The organism is Pediococcus damnosus (assembly GCF_001437255.1).
Classification (GTDB): Bacteria; Bacillota; Bacilli; order Lactobacillales; family Lactobacillaceae; genus Pediococcus; species Pediococcus damnosus.
In genome coordinates this window covers 1-15,197 of the sequence record NZ_JQBD01000045.1, presented here as the reverse complement: position 1 = coordinate 15,197, position 15,197 = coordinate 1, and the positions used below count along the sequence as shown (strand labels likewise).

General features: G+C 37.8%; 15 protein-coding genes, 1 tRNA gene and 1 riboswitch. Of the genes, 13 read left to right on the top strand and 3 right to left on the bottom strand.

Going from position 1 to position 15,197, the window contains the following annotated elements:
* The 5 genes from IV84_RS06615 to IV84_RS06595 form a co-directional block, all read left to right on the top strand.
* On the top strand, positions 1-368 hold a 368-nt coding region (locus IV84_RS06615), incomplete at its 5' end, for a dTDP-4-dehydrorhamnose 3,5-epimerase family protein (RefSeq protein ID WP_162261349.1).
* A gap of 4 nt (positions 369-372) precedes the next feature.
* Positions 373-1,410 carry a dTDP-glucose 4,6-dehydratase gene (gene rfbB, locus IV84_RS06610; protein ID WP_056986289.1) on the top strand — a complete coding sequence of 346 codons (1,038 nt, stop codon included), beginning with the start codon at positions 373-375 and terminating at the stop codon, positions 1,408-1,410.
* A 64-nt stretch (positions 1,411-1,474) separates the two neighbouring features.
* On the top strand, positions 1,475-2,323 hold the full coding sequence (gene rfbD / locus IV84_RS06605) for a dTDP-4-dehydrorhamnose reductase (RefSeq protein WP_056986288.1): 849 nt from the start codon (positions 1,475-1,477) through the stop codon (positions 2,321-2,323).
* 131 nt (positions 2,324-2,454) lie between these two features.
* On the top strand, positions 2,455-3,492 hold the full coding sequence (locus tag IV84_RS06600) for an LCP family glycopolymer transferase (RefSeq protein WP_046872381.1): 1,038 nt from the start codon (positions 2,455-2,457) through the stop codon (positions 3,490-3,492).
* 135 nt (positions 3,493-3,627) lie between these two features.
* On the top strand, positions 3,628-5,109 hold the full coding sequence (locus IV84_RS06595; RefSeq protein ID WP_056986287.1) for an ATP-binding protein: 1,482 nt from the start codon (positions 3,628-3,630) through the stop codon (positions 5,107-5,109).
* 138 nt (positions 5,110-5,247) lie between these two features.
* Here IV84_RS06595 and IV84_RS06590 read toward each other — a convergent pair whose 3' ends face one another.
* Together IV84_RS06590 and IV84_RS06585 are read right to left on the bottom strand one after the other, a co-directional pair.
* A complete protein-coding gene (locus IV84_RS06590; protein ID WP_141306346.1) occupies positions 5,248-5,736 on the bottom strand; it encodes a VanZ family protein in 489 nt (162 codons plus the stop codon).
* Between the two features lie 89 nt (positions 5,737-5,825).
* On the bottom strand, positions 5,826-6,368 hold the full coding sequence (locus IV84_RS06585) for a VanZ family protein (RefSeq protein ID WP_046872383.1): 543 nt from the start codon (positions 6,366-6,368) through the stop codon (positions 5,826-5,828).
* A gap of 215 nt (positions 6,369-6,583) precedes the next feature.
* On the opposite strand from IV84_RS06585, the gene IV84_RS06580 reads away from it, so the two are divergent.
* The 5 genes from IV84_RS06580 to IV84_RS06560 all read left to right on the top strand — a co-directional run bounded on the left by IV84_RS06580 (position 6,584) and on the right by IV84_RS06560 (position 10,786).
* Complete coding sequence (locus tag IV84_RS06580) at positions 6,584-7,039, top strand: DUF2715 domain-containing protein (protein ID WP_046872513.1); 456 nt, start codon at positions 6,584-6,586, stop codon at positions 7,037-7,039.
* 69 nt (positions 7,040-7,108) lie between these two features.
* On the top strand, positions 7,109-7,429 hold the full coding sequence (locus tag IV84_RS06575; protein ID WP_226997969.1) for a hypothetical protein: 321 nt from the start codon (positions 7,109-7,111) through the stop codon (positions 7,427-7,429).
* A 218-nt stretch (positions 7,430-7,647) separates the two neighbouring features.
* Positions 7,648-9,303, top strand: a complete 1,656-nt coding sequence (locus tag IV84_RS06570) for a peptide ABC transporter substrate-binding protein (RefSeq protein WP_046872511.1) — start codon at positions 7,648-7,650, stop codon at positions 9,301-9,303.
* 364 nt (positions 9,304-9,667) lie between these two features.
* The gene (locus IV84_RS06565) at positions 9,668-10,540 is read left to right on the top strand and encodes a DegV family protein (protein ID WP_158510060.1); all 873 of its coding nucleotides are present in this window, start codon (positions 9,668-9,670) and stop codon (positions 10,538-10,540) included.
* A 15-nt stretch (positions 10,541-10,555) separates the two neighbouring features.
* Positions 10,556-10,786: a helix-turn-helix domain-containing protein gene (locus IV84_RS06560; RefSeq protein ID WP_046872509.1), complete on the top strand. Its 231-nt coding sequence runs from the start codon at positions 10,556-10,558 to the stop codon at positions 10,784-10,786.
* Between the two features lie 179 nt (positions 10,787-10,965).
* Here the strand turns inward: IV84_RS06560 and IV84_RS06555 are convergent.
* Positions 10,966-11,039, bottom strand: a tRNA-Arg gene (locus IV84_RS06555).
* A 168-nt stretch (positions 11,040-11,207) separates the two neighbouring features.
* Between IV84_RS06555 and IV84_RS06550 the strand changes: the two genes are divergently transcribed.
* The 3 genes from IV84_RS06550 (at position 11,208) to IV84_RS06540 (ending at position 15,051) form a co-directional block, all read left to right on the top strand.
* Positions 11,208-13,079: a heavy metal translocating P-type ATPase gene (locus IV84_RS06550; protein WP_056986291.1), complete on the top strand. Its 1,872-nt coding sequence runs from the start codon at positions 11,208-11,210 to the stop codon at positions 13,077-13,079.
* 105 nt (positions 13,080-13,184) lie between these two features.
* Entirely contained in the window at positions 13,185-13,418 is a 234-nt protein-coding gene (locus tag IV84_RS06545) for a heavy-metal-associated domain-containing protein (RefSeq protein WP_046872508.1), read from the top strand.
* 99 nt (positions 13,419-13,517) lie between these two features.
* Positions 13,518-13,617: riboswitch (purine riboswitch) on the top strand.
* A gap of 111 nt (positions 13,618-13,728) precedes the next feature.
* Positions 13,729-15,051, top strand: coding sequence for a nucleobase:cation symporter-2 family protein (locus IV84_RS06540; RefSeq protein WP_056986290.1), 1,323 nt, complete (start codon positions 13,729-13,731; stop codon positions 15,049-15,051).
* Positions 15,052-15,197 lie beyond the last annotated feature (146 nt).

Below are 15,197 nucleotides of genomic sequence, written 5' to 3'. Positions count from 1 at the left end.
TAAGGCACCTAGGAAAACTTGACACATACGGTGCCGTTTTGGACTTGATTGTTGATGTGCGTAAGGGATCACCTACATATAAACAATGGGAAGGATACATCATATCCGCAAGTAACCATCGTCAATTACTGGTTCCCAAAGGCTTTGCCCATGGTTTTGTGACCTTAACTAATGATGTTAATTTCTTGTACAAATGTGATAATTATTACAATGCGGAGGCTGATGGTGGTTTCTCGTTTAAAACATCCGAATTAGGAATCAAATGGCCAATTGATTTTGATCAGGCTATCACTTCAGAAAAGGATGCCAACCAACCAACATTTACTGAATTCGAAAAAAATAATCCGTTTGTTTATGGGGAGATTTAGGAAAATGCCTAATTTGAAAAATATTATTGTTACCGGTGGTGCCGGGTTTATTGGATCTAATTTTGTGCATTATGTGGTGAATAACCATCCTGATGTTAAAATTACGGTTCTAGACAAGCTTACCTATGCTGGAAATCGTGCTAATCTAGCCGGACTCCCTAAAGATCGCGTTAAGTTAGTTGTCGGTGATGTTGCTGATGCTGAATTAGTTGATAAGCTGGTTAAAAATACGGATGCAGTTGTTCATTATGCAGCGGAAAGTCACAATGATAATTCGTTGATCGATCCTAGTCCATTTATTCAGACCAATATTATTGGTACCTATACATTGATTGAAGCTTGTCGTAAGTACGGTGTGCGTTATCATCATATTTCAACTGATGAAGTATTTGGAGACCTACCTTTACGTGAAGATTTACCAGGCCATGGTGAAGGCGTTGGTGAGAAGTTTACACCTGATTCACCATACAAGCCAAGCAGTCCATATTCTTCATCTAAGGCTAGTTCGGATTTATTAGTGCGGGCTTGGGTAAGGTCCTTTGGACTAAAGGCGACAATTTCAAATTGCTTGAATAACTATGGCCCATATCAACATATCGAAAAGTTTATTCCACGCCAAATCACTAATATCTTGAGTGGCATTCGGCCAAAACTCTATGGATCAGGTAAAAATGTGCGAGATTGGATTCATACAAATGACCATTCACGCGCAGTTTGGTTGATCCTCAATGAGGGAAAACTTGGCGAAACCTACTTAATTGGTGCTGACGGTGAGAAGGACAACAAGACAGTTCTTGAAATGATTCTCAAAGGTATGGGCCAACCGGCTGATGCTTATGACCATGTTAAAGACCGTCCTGGGCATGATATGCGTTATGCCATTGATTCAAGCAAGTTATGTACTGAACTTGGTTGGAAGCCTGAATTTACCGATTTCGAAGAAGGCTTGCAAGCAACAATTCAATGGTACACTGATCACGAAGATTGGTGGAAAGATGAAAAGCAGGATGTTGAGAATAAGTATGCTAAGAATGGTCAATAAGTTTTAGCGGGTGCGTAACCCGCTTTTTTGATAGAAAGAAAAGTTTAAAGAGGAGTAATTCAGAATGAATAATATTTTAATTACAGGTGCTAATGGCCAGCTTGGTATGGAACTAAGAACTTTATTGGATGAAAAGGGGATTATTTATACGGCTACAGGTTCTAAAGAGCTTGATATCACTGATGCTAAAATGGTAAGTGATTATTTTGGACTGCATAAACCCGATTTAGTTTTTCATTGTGCTGCCTATACGGCAGTTGATGCTGCTGAAGAAGAACCCGGTAAGTCAGCTGATGAAATGGTTAATGTGGCAGGCACACAAAATGTTGCGACAGCCGCCGAATCAGTGGGAACAACGGTTGTTTATATTAGTACGGATTATGTTTTTGATGGTCAAAATACAAGAATGTACAAAGAAATGGATCAACAGAATCCCCAAAGTGAATATGGTCGTACTAAGAACTTAGGTGAAAAAGCAATTCGTGAAACGATGAGTAAATACTATATCATCAGAACTTCATGGGTATTCGGAAAATATGGTAAGAACTTTGTTTATACTATGTTGAATTTAGCGAAAACACATGATGTGATTACGGTTGTAGATGATCAAGTCGGCCGTCCAACCTGGACGAGAACGTTAGCAGAGTTTATGCTGTATGCAGTTGAAAACAAGGTTCCTTATGGTGTTTACAACTTGAGTAATGATAATCAGGCTAGTTGGTTTGAATTTGCTACAGAAATTTTGAAAAATACAACTACACAAGTGAAACCTGTAACTTCTGCAGAGTATTCACAAAAAGCAACGCGGCCAGCTCATTCAGTATTGTCTTTAGAAAAAACTAAAGCAACTGGTTTTAAGATTCCAACGTGGCAAGAGGCTTTGCAACAAATGATGGTGATTATTGATAAATAGTTGTTTAGTATAGACTAGTAATAAGTAATTACTAGTTGTACATATATGTAAAAGTTAAGATTGTGAATTTTTAGTGAATTTCGTGAAGCATAGGCATACAATAATAATAGTTAATTTTCAGGAGGCGTGGCATGAGACATGAACATGAGTCTAAGCAAAAGAACCATACAGTAAGAAACGTTATTTTGACAGTTATTTTGATTCTGCTGGTTTCGGTGGGAGCGTATGCTGCAAGGAAATATTATAATATCAAACATGCGGTTGATAATACGTATCAAAGTGCTGGAATTAAGAAGGATCGGAATGCTAGTTCTGAGATTCAAAGCAAGCGTCCCATTTCAATTTTGTTAATGGGAACTGATACAGGTGCATTGGGACGTTCTTACAAAGGACGGACAGATACGATGATGCTGATTACGATGAATCCTAAGACGGATAAGACGACCATTACAAGTATTCCCCGTGATACGGGTGTAACGATTCCAGGGTATGAAAGTGAATCACCATCGAAGATTAATGCGGCTTATTCGTTTGGAAGCTCTGGAACTGCAATTAAAACGGTACAAGAAATGTTAAATGTGCCAATTGATTTCTATGCGGTTATGAATATGGGCGGTATGGAAAAAGTGGTTAATGCAGTTGGTGGGGTCACAATGACACCTACTTTAAGCTTTAAGTATGACGGGTATACCTTTACAAAGGGTGAATCTACACATATGAATGGTAAGAAGGCTTTGGCTTATTCACGAATGCGTTACGATGATCCCAATGGCGATTATGGCCGTCAAACGCGGCAACGCGAAGTGATTATGGCGATTATGGGCAAGGCGGGTTCAATATCATCTTTACTCAATAAGAATTTCTTGGATTCAATTTCAGCACAGATGAAGACCGATTTAACGTTTAGCGATTTAACTGCGATTGCACAAAATTATCGTGGTGCTAGAAAGACAGTTTCACAGACCCATCTACAAGGAACTGGTGGTACTGTGAATGGGCAGAGTATGGAATTAATGGCTAAGAGTGAGTTACAGCGTGTAACGAACCTGAACCGGAAGAACCTTGGTTTAGATCATGCAACAACCGGAAACATTGCGTTAGGTACATCTGCTACTAGTTCCAGTTCTAACAGTAGTGTGCAGAATGCTAATGTGAATGCGGGAAACTAATTTAACGTGGAGATCAAATTTTATTGTTAATTTGATCTTTTTTGCTTATCATCATGGGTTTTTAAGTTTTATGTTTAGAACACTATTAAATGATTAAACTAAATATTTTTTAGAATACTACGAGGAGATATTGATATGTTAAGACCGGTTGATTTAAAATCTATTGGTGTGCAAGGGTTAAATGATGAAATTTTTGAGGAATATCAACACTATCTGGGAATTAAGTTCCGGGGAAGAGAGATTAATGATATATCTTCTTTAGTAAGTGATTTGCCTAAGAACTTGAACTTAAGTAATTTTTATATTGGATATAAAATACCACAAATAAATAAAGAATTTGATTTATTACGTTTTTGTAAAAATGGTGATATTCTAAATATTGAATTAAAAAGTGAAAATATTGGTAAAGAAAAAATAGGTAAACAATTAATTAAAAATAAATATTATTTATCCGCTATTCCTAATTACAAGAAAATTGACCTTTTTACGTATGTGTCTTCGGATAAAAAGATTTATAGATTGGCAGATTCAGGCAAACTTATAGATAGTGACACATCCCAAATAGTTGAGTATATTGAAGCAAATAGTAGACGAATAAGTAATTTAGATGAATTATTTAATCCAAGTGCGTATTTGACATCGCCGTTTAATTCACCGCAAGAATTTTTAAATAAAGCATATTTTCTTACTCAACAACAAACAAATGTAAAAAAATATATTGTTCGAAGTTTAGGGGGAACTTTTGTTGTAGAAGGTAAGGCTGGAACGGGAAAGACATTGTTAGCATATGATATTGCAAGAACTGAAATGTGTGAAGGCCAAAAGGTATTAATCGTTCATTGTGGGAATTTGAATGATGGACAATTAATTTTAAATAGTAAGGGCTGGAATATTATTTCTATAAAATCGTTTCAATCGAAAGATATAAATACGCTAATTGCACGATACAATTTGATTATTATTGATGAAGTTCAACGTGTTAGACGGAATTATCTCAGTGGATTGTTGACTAAAGTTTCTAATTATAAAGGTAAGTTGATTTTTTGTGGGGATCTGGAACAATATTTACAAGCTATGGAGGGAGGAAAGGAGAATTTTGAGCTTTTAAGTAATACACATTCTATATCTAAAAATAATTATTGTAAATTATCCGAAAAGATTCGTACGAATAAAGAAGTGGCTTCTTTTATATTACAATTTTTTGATCGGAAAAAATATAGGAATAAAAATGATGTTTATATTGACAATGTGTTTTTACAATACTTCAAACTTATAAATGACGCTATTTTATACAGTAATGTGTTAGCAGCAAATGGTTGGAAATTAATTACTTCTACAACCTCAAAATATGATCCCGAATATAATGATAAGTTTATGAAATTAAAATATGCCAACTCGCATGAAGTGATTGGACAAGAATTTGATAAAGTGGCTGTATTTGTGGGGCCAGATTTTAGTTACGAGAATGGTCGTTTGACTGGTCCTAAAACATACTATTCTGCAATAAAAACATTATTTGAAAATATGACAAGGGCTCGTAAACAATTGTGCTTAATTATTATAGATAATCCTAGTGTTCTTAAAAATTGTCTTGAAATTGTATCAAATACAGATTAACCAATCTAGTCTATTTGAGTTAATTTTGCTCTTTATCAACTCTCGCCTGGAGCTGCATTTCTTTAAAAGCCATCTTGCATTCTTGGAGTAGTTTTGAAGTACATTAAAACTAAAATATTTTCGGTGATCTTTCAATGGTTAGATTTTTGTGTGAGCTTGAACAATGAAGCTAATTCGTAACCAGTAATACCCTAAAAATACACCGAGTGAATTGTCTAAAACGTCCATAGTTTCGACGACTCGATTGATTCGAAATGTTTGATCTAAAATGAACTGGATACTTTCATTGAATATTCCTGTTCCTAAAGCAATTAAGATCACTTCAAGTATGTTTAAGTGATGATGACGAGTAAATAGGTATAAATAAATTCCGGCGGGAATGGTCATAATGACATTTTCTCTTGATGAATCAGCCAAGCCAGAATAAGGTTTAGCGATTACTATTGCGTGGCCGATGAGTTTGGCACCATAGGGTAACATAGATTCTAATGTCGTATCCTTGGGTATTAAAATTAGCCAGAAGACACTTATCACGTAAACAATGAGGCTTAGCCATACTAATTTGGAAAAATTGGATGGTGCGCTAACTACTTTTTTAATAGTGATGAGAACTACAACAAGTGACATTACTATGAACGGAAGATATTTTATCAATTTGGATTACTGCCTTTGAGATAGATTAAAGTTATAAAATGATGTGGATAATAAAATGACTTTCAGGATTTCTTCTTCTGAAGGCCTTTTTTTTCGTTCTTTAAAATGAAATTGAACGGTGTCATCAAGTAGAAGCCAATGACTACACCGAGGGCATTATGAATGACATCCATAATATCAACAGTTCGGTTGATATGAATAAGCTGGTCTAAAACAAACTGGCCACCTTCGTTAAATAAAGCAATTCCCACAGCGATAAACAACACTTCATTTAAAAGGGGACGATCTTTATGACCAAAGATATATAGGTAAATCCCCATTGGAATTGTCATGATGATGTTTAACATAGCTTGCATCCCATAATCGCGGTAAGGAACCACGACAACTTTAGCATAACCAATCGCGATAGCCTGAAAGACGGCATCGGAACCAAACGAATAAGTGCCAGGTGTGAAGATCAGGTAGAACACGCTAACTGCATAAGCAATGAAACTAAGCCGCACAATTGCAGAAGTTAGAGACGGTTTCTGATGTAATTTTTGAATGTTATAAATTGCAACAATTGCCGAAAGTATTACAAACGGTACATACTTAAATATTGTCATTGAACCACTTCCCTAATTTGATCAATGCTTTAATTGTATCGCAATTTATAATGGAATAAAACCCGTCAGAACGCGGTTTTTCGTTAACTTTTCCTTAAGGGTTTCGCAGTTTCTTAAAGTAATTTAAAAAAAGATTGCAATCGAATCAGGAATGTTCTATGATGAGCTTGTAAAGGAACTGTAATATTAATGTAACAAATTTGGAGGCGGTTTTGATGAAAAAAGTAATTCGATTTTTATTAATAGTAAGTATGGCGATGGGTGTGTTTCTATTAGCTAATAATACGGAAACTCAGGCCGCTTCCCGAGTTCCTGTCCCATATGCAATGCGTGGTAATTGGTATCTAACTAAAAAAACAGGTTTAAATATTAAAAAGACTTCGATGGTTGGCTTGCATCACACCGTAATGGAGAGAACATATGGTAAAAATATGGTCTTCAAATATTACTATAAAGGTAGCTATTCTTTATCTGACAAACGTTGGGGATTTGGCTTCTTCTTCAAGTTAGTCAATGTCAAAGGTAAGAATGGTCGGAATTACAAAGCACTTGCAATGTGGGGCCAAGGCCCTGAAGCACAACTTTATTACAAGAAACTAAATAAGAACGAACGTCACAGCTTAACTTGGCGAAAAACGATTAAATTAATGAATGGTCAACGAAGTTTCTAACGTCTGACTTTACCAATTAGGCGAAAGGCTTTATAATGAAAAGATACGCCCTAGGAAAGGATGCTGGTCATGGCAGAAAAAGAAGTAGATAAAAAAGTTGAAAAACCTGCAGATAAAAAAGTTGATAAAAAAGTAAATAAAAGAGGCAATAATAGAGCCGATAAAAAAGAGGAGGAACCAAAGCCATTTGATGTTGGCGACAAGGTTCACGTTAAGAAAACTGCTCTACTCCCAACTGGTTTCGATGGTCAGGTCGGCAAAGTTTATGAAAACTCAATTTTGATTGATATTGACGCTGATAGTGTTGATGATTCTCGTAGTGAAGAACTACATGATCTTCATGGTCGCGTGATTGTTCGTTTTGCAGAAGCAAAGAAGATTGAAGCATAATTTTTAAAATAGTGAAGCAGCGATATTTAAATATATTGTTGCTTTTTATTTTTGCCTAAATTTAATTTTCCTCATAATAATCACAGTTAAACTAATTATTTTAATCTTTATTTAATTTTCATGTTGACAGGCTCCCGACAATGAGCTATATTTAACATTAAATTCAAATTAGATTGTTTCTCATAATTTGATTTAAAACATAGGGAGTTGGATGATTTATGAAATTAAAGAAAAGCTCAGTCACATTTTTAGTGGCTTTGCCATTATTATTATTGGCAGCTTGTGGGAATAGTAATTCTTCAAGCAGTAATGGAGTAAACAAAGGCAATCTTGCTGATAAACAGGTTGTTAATTGGACGGAAACTTCGGAGTTACCTTCGATTGATCCTTCCATTGCCACTGACCAAATTAGTTTTGACGCCATGAATAACGTTGGTGAAGGTTTGTATCGTTTAGGTAAGGATAATAAAATTCTTCCTGGAGTTGCAACGAAGACTAAAGAATCTAAAGATGGAAAAACCTATACGTTTACACTTCGCAAGAATGCTAAATGGAGTAACGGCGATAAGGTTACCGCAAAAGATTTCGTGTACTCATGGCGACGCATCAATAATCCGAAGACTGGTTCACAATACGCATACCTATACAGTGGAATTAAAAATGCGGACAAGATTCAGGCTGGCAAAAAGCCGGTTAACAGTTTAGGAATCAAGGCTGATGGAGATTACAAATTAACCGTTACCCTTGAAAAGGCCATCCCTTACTTTAAGTTGTTAATGGGATTCCCAAGTTTCTTCCCACAAGATCAAAAAGTGGTCGAAAAGTATGGTGATAAATACGCAACCCAAAGTAAGTATCAGGTATACAATGGGCCGTTCACGCTTCAAGGTTGGACCGGAACGAACAACAAGTGGACGTTAGTTAAAAATAAGAGTTACTGGGATAAGAAACACGTTTACCTATCCAAGATTAATGATCAAGTGGTTAAGGACAGCCAAACTGGGTTGAACCTTTTCCAGGGTAAACAAGTGGATCAAACGGTTTTAACTGGAACCCAAGTAGCTAATATGAAGAGTAACAAGGCTTTCTTCTTAGGCCGTGAAGCTCGAAACTCTTATCTCGAGTATAATTACAAGAATATTAAGGCTTTCCGGAACGTAGATGTTCGAAAGGCAATGTCTTTAGCAATTAATCGGAAACAATTAGTAAATAATGTGTTGGCTGATGGCTCAACGGCACCAAAAGGGTTTGTGACGGATGGATTAGCTAAGAATCCTAAGACGGGTGAAGATTTCGCAAAAGAAGCTTCAACTGGGAATGGAACCAACTACGATCTGACGCAAGCCAAAAAGCTATGGGCTAAAGCTTTGAAAGAAGAAGGCAAGAAGAGCATGACGTATACGTTGATGGCTGACGATACGGAATCTTCTAAAAAGACTGCAGAATTTTTACAAACAGAGTTAGAAAAATTGCCTGGATTGAAGATTAATGTGCAGACAATCCCTTATAAGACTCGTTTAGCACGTTCCGCAAAGGGACAATTCCAGTTGGTTATTACAAACTGGGGAGCTGACTTCTCGGATCCAATTTCTGACTTGGGCTTGTTTACATCAACGAACAGCTTCAATAATGGTAAGTGGAGCAACAAAGAGTACGATAAGTTGATCGATAAGGCTAATAATGCTGATGCCAATAACACGCAAAAACGTTGGGAAGACATGGTTAAGGCCAAAAAGATTTTGATGAACGATCAAGGAAATGCCCCATTATACAATGGCGTTGTTCCCCAATTGATCAATACTAAAGTCAAAGGGTATGTTTACAATACAGCCGGTGTTCCTTGGAACTGGAAGGGTATGTACGTTTCCAAATAAATAAGTTTAAATTCAGAATCGCTGATCTATGGTGATTCTGTTTTTTGTGTCTAAAATCTGGGTAAGGTTAAGCTTGAATTTTTGACTTTCGGAGTGGGAGCTAGTAGTCTCTATGGAGGGTAGTCAATGATGTGAAGTAATTAATGATAACGTTTTAGTAATTGTGACAATTCGATTTTGCTTGTCACGGAAAAAGTGCAGCGATAAGTCCGATGTACAAGTATTTGCGAGATTAAGTTGAACATATGAAGGTTATTTAGTGGAGTTACAGGGTATACTTTGATCACTAACTAACGTGCCTAAAAAATACTAGTTTTTCGCTAGTTATTTTTTGAGGCACTCTCAAAATATGGAAGTGAAGAATTTGACTAAAATTGCAATTGTAACTGACAGTACTGCTTATCTTGCCCAAAACATTTGCGATAGATTGCATATCACCGTGGCACCAATTTCGGTGGCTTTTGGTGACCAACAATATCGTGAGCGAATCGATATTAGTGACGCAGAATTTTATAAACGTTTGAAAACAGAGAAAACTTTTCCGACAACGGCACCACCATCTATGGGAGTTATGGAAGAACTTTATCATAATTTGGCAGAGGCTGGCTACGAAGAAGTGGTCAGCATTCATTTATCTAGCGGGATCAGTGGATTTACCAATAATTTACGCGCGTTCGCGGCGAGCGTTACAGAAATAAAGGTCCATGTGGTTGATGCCCAGATTGCTGTCCAGCCATTAGGCTATTTAGTAATTCAAGCGGCTAAAATGGCGGCCAAGGGGAAATCAGCCCAAGATATTATGGCCAAAGTGACAGAGTTGAGGGCAACAATCGGGGAGTACTTTATCGTAGATGATCTAAAGAATTTGGCTCACAGTGGTCGTTTAGGAAATAGTTCTGCTTTTGTTGGTTCCTTACTAAAAGTTAAACCGATTTTGGCGCTTAACAAAGAGAAGTTTAATATTGAGGCTGTTGATAAAGTCCGCTCTATGAAGCGAGCTCGGGCCAACATTGTCAGTCGTTTTATTAATGAAACAAAAAATCTACCTTATCAGGTTCGGGTGTTTTTATGTGGGACAAATAACGAACCAGAAATTGAGAAGTGGCAACAAAGCATTCAATCTAAATTGGCAAATGTCGCCGCTGTTGAAACGGGACAGATCGGTCCAGTGGTTGGTGCCCATTTGGGATCCGGCGTGTTTGCAATTTTATGGATTAAAGAAATACAGCAAGTGTAAGAGAGGAAGAGAGAAATGAAGAAGCTGAAACTTGATTTAAATGACGAAGACTACATGGGTAGTCATGAAGCCAGTGTAATGTGGGGTAAACAAAAAGATTACGTGCGGACGATTTATAATAAATATCCAAAACGTTTTCCTGAAGGCACCATTCGTAAGTTTGGTAAACAACTGATTGTTACCCGTGAAGGAATGGAAGCTGTCACCGGAATTAAAAAAAGTGAATTAGTCGATAAAAATAACTAAATATGAGATATCACTGAAGGGTTAGTCTTCTGGGGTGGCAGCCTGGAAACTGGAGCTGAGGCGATTTTTTATCACAAATAGCATTAGAAAAAATGGATAAAGCAAGGGCATCATCGCATTAAATCGATGATGCCCTTGCTTATTTTAATAGAAATTTGTCTGTGTTAAACAATAAAAAATGTCCCCGGCGAGAATCGAACTCGCAACCTATCGCTTAGGAGGCGATTGCTCTATCCAGTTGAGCCACGGAGACAAGTTACCTTTCGTATTTTGCCATAAAACCAGTGTATAAGCAAGTGGCCGTCAACTGAAAGAAACTTAAATTTCATAAAAATTGGGGAACTTGATCCCAGTCAATTTCAAAGCCTCGTTTTCCAGGTATATTAAACTTATTCAATAAGACAAGGGGATAAAAAATATGATGAAATTTGAGCAGGTCGTCCAAAAAAATATCAATCCAATTACATGGACTTCAGCAGCGTTAATCGTTATTGGTTTTCTGGGAGAAATGATGGGTTCACAAGGATTGTCTACGGCAGCCCTTGTAATTGCCTCGATCATCGCGGCAACACCGATTATCATCCGGGCGGTTGAAGCTTTAAAAGTACGGGTCATTGGGATTGAGTTATTGGTAAGTATTGCAGTAATCGGGGCATTTGTGATTCAAGAGTTTAATGAATCTGCCATCGTGACTTTCTTGTTTTTGTTTGGTAGTTTTTTGGAAGCCAAAACGTTAGCGAAAACTCGTGAATCTATTAAAACATTGACAGAAATGGCACCAACTACCGCTGAGGTGGTTCAAGATGATGGCTCAGTTATTGCAACGGACGTTGATGATGTTGATGAAGGTGACGTTGTTCTTGTGAAGACCGGTGGTCAGGTGCCAATTGACGGCGACATTGTGGAAGGCTCTGGCTATTTAAACGAAGCGAGTGTTACTGGCGAGTCTAAATTAGTTACGAAACAAGTTGACGATGGTGTTTTTTCCGGAACAATTTTAGATAACGGAACTTTGAAGATCAAGGCTACCAAAGTGGGGGATGATACCACCTTTGCGAAGATTGTTGAACTGGTTGAGGATGCGCAAGATACCAAATCACATGCCGAAAAATTTATTGATCAATTTGCGAAGTATTATACGCCAGCAGTGTTAGTTTTAGCTGTCCTGGTAGGACTTATCTCACGTGATTTCAAGCTGGCAATTACTGTGCTGGTGCTTGGTTGCCCTGGAGCCTTGGTCATTGGAGCACCAGTTTCCAACGTGGCCGGAATCGGGAACGGTGCTAAAAATGGCGTACTGATCAAAGGTGGTGAAGTTGTTGACACCTTTGCTAAAGTCGATACTTTAGTGTTTGATAAAACCGGAACTTTAACTAAAGGCAACACAGAAGTTTCTGCAATTAAAAATTATGCAGCTGATCAAACTCAGGGATTAGCCTTGGCTGCCAAACTAGAAAGTCAATCCGATCATCCCTTAGGCAAGGCGATTACGACCTATGCGACTCAGAATAATGTTGACTATCAAAACCTAACGATTGCTTCAAATAATACCGTTAAAGGTCAGGGAATTGAGGCTGAAATTGAGCAGCACCAAGTTTTGGTGGGGAATCTTAAATTGATGGCTGCTAATCACGTTCAATTAACCCCAAACCAAGCAACTGATTTAAAAGAGTTGCAAGAAACAGGAAGTTCGACGGTGATTGTGGCGGTCGATCAGCAAGTTCAACAAATTATTGGTGTTTCGGATGTCATTCGTGATAACGTTAAGGAGAACTTAGCAGCATTAAAACGGTTGGGAATCAAGAAGCTCGTCATGTTAACTGGTGATAATGAAATCACCGCAAACTATGTGGCCAAGAAACTTGGCATTGATGAAGTTCATGCCAATTTATTGCCGGAAAATAAAGTGACGTTTGTGAAACAGCTGAAAGCAGAAGGCCGTAAAGTGGCATTTGTGGGTGATGGAATTAACGATAGTCCTTCGATTGCGACTGCTGACATCGGAATTGCAATGGGTGGCGGCACGGATGTCGCGATTGAAACATCTGATATTGTCCTGATGCAATCTAGTTTCCAAGAGTTAGTTCACGCTTATGGCTTGGCAAAAAAGACGGTTGCTAATACGCGGCAAAACATTGTGATTGCGATTGGCACGGTTGTGTTCCTGCTGATTGGGTTAATCTTTGGTTATATTTACATGGCCAGTGGGATGTTCGTGCATGAAGCCAGTATTTTAGTTGTCATCTTTAATGCGATGCGTTTAATTCGGTATCAACCAGCTCGAACAAAATAAATTAAAAAAAGTTTCAAAAACTTGATGAGAATCAATTTTAAAGTAGCAAAATGGCTTTAGAATGAATTCATAAAGTTAATCAAAGGAAATAGGAGGAAATTAATTATGACAAGAGCAATTTTACAATTAGGTGCATTAACTTGCCCATCATGTTTACAAAAGATTCAAGGGGCTTTGGAAAAACAACCAGGTGTTGAAAAAGTGAAAGTTCTCTTTAATGCTGGTAAAGCTAAGATCGATTTTGACGAAACGATCAACAATGCAGATGCTTTGGCAGAGGTCGTTACCAAGTTAGGTTACGAAGTCAAAAGTGTTAAAGTAAAGGAACCAGCTAAATAATTTTTTGAACGGTGTGATCCGATTACTATTTGGGATGACACCGTTTTTATATCTGTTAACAAACGTTGAAGCAATAAAAATTCAGTGTTATAGTACTTTAGTAATTAAAAACGAAATGCATATATAAATGCCGTAATATGGTCGGCAAGTTTCTACCCAGAACCGTAAATTCTGGACTATACGCAATAAACTCATCAAACGATGTCTTCTATTTGCGGACATCGTTTTTGTTTTGCCGTGATAGTGGTTATATATGGATTCAACAGGAGGTAACGTGTTGGTTTCAAAGGAAGAATGGGCACAAGAACAGATTGATTTTGACGCAGGAAAGGGAGTTCCCCAAGAGGACGATACCTCGAACGGACACGCCGCAATTTTAGGGTTGCAACATTTACTGACCATGTATTCTGGGGATGTGATGGTGCCACTCCTAATTGGTGCAATCGTGCATTTTTCAGCGACGCAAATGGCACTATTAATTTCGATGGATTTATTCACGTGTGGTGTGGCCACGTTATTACAAGTGCACAGGACGCGTTTGGTTGGAATCGGATTACCAGTAGTTTTGGGCTGTGCGGTTCAAGTCATCACGCCGTTGGGGACCATCGGAAAAACGCTCGGGATCACCACAATGTATGGTGCGATCATCGCCTCCGGAGTATTTGTCTTATTAATGAGTGGGGTTTTTTCCAAAATGCGAAAACTCTTTCCACCAGTTGTCACCGGTTCGTTAATTGTGGTGATTGGGTTTACGTTGATGCCAGTTGCCATCACTGATTTAGGTGGCGGGACAGTTGGTGCTCGTGATTTTGGTTCACCGAAGAATTTGCTTGTTGGTGGTTTCACGCTGGCAGTGATCATTGCGTTTAACGTTTGGGGGCGTGGCTTTGTTAAATCAATTGCCATTTTAATTGGCCTGGTAGCTGGGACGGCTTTGGCTGGTGCCCTTGGGATGATTCAATTGAGCAGTGTTTCCCAAAGTAGCTGGTTCCGAATTCCCCAACCTTTTATGTTTGGCGTGCCACACTTTGAATGGTCATCATCGTTAACCATGATTTTGATTGCGTTGACTACCATGATTGAATCGACCGGTGTGTTCTTTGCATTAGGAGACATGACCAATCGGCATTTGACCGGGGATGACTTAAAACGAGGCTATCGTGCAGAAGGAATTGCGCAGATCTTGGGTGGAATTTTCAACACATTTCCTTATTCAACTTTCTCAGAAAACGTGGGGGTTGTGCAGTTTTCTGGTGTTAAAACGCGAAAACCAATTTACTTTGCTGGAGTATTTTTATTAATTTTGGGCTTGTTACCAAAAGTTGGTGCCTTGGCAACGGTTGTGCCCACACCAGTTTTAGGTGGAGCCATGTTAGTGATGTTCGGCACGGTTGGTTTACAGGGTGTTCGGATTTTAAAAAATGTTGATTTTGACGATAGTCGTAATTTAATTGTTGCTGCAGTTTCCATTGGCGCTGGCTTGGGTGTTTCCAGTGTTCCAAGTATTTTTCAAGCCTTACCTTCCGAATTGTATTTAATTCTTGGTAATGGGGTTGTGGTGACAAGTATTGTGGCTGTTGTTTTAAATTCACTATTTAAATTACAAGGAAAACCAAAAACAGAAGTTAAATAAAAGATTCGCAAATTTCAAATTCTAAAAAATAGAATTTGATAATTTGCGAATTTTCTATTTATGGGGTGCTTGAAGTTTTGCAGTTTGCTATCAAAAATCGTTTGGGACTTAAATAGTTAGTGTAAAGTTTTAGTAGGAAAGTGAAA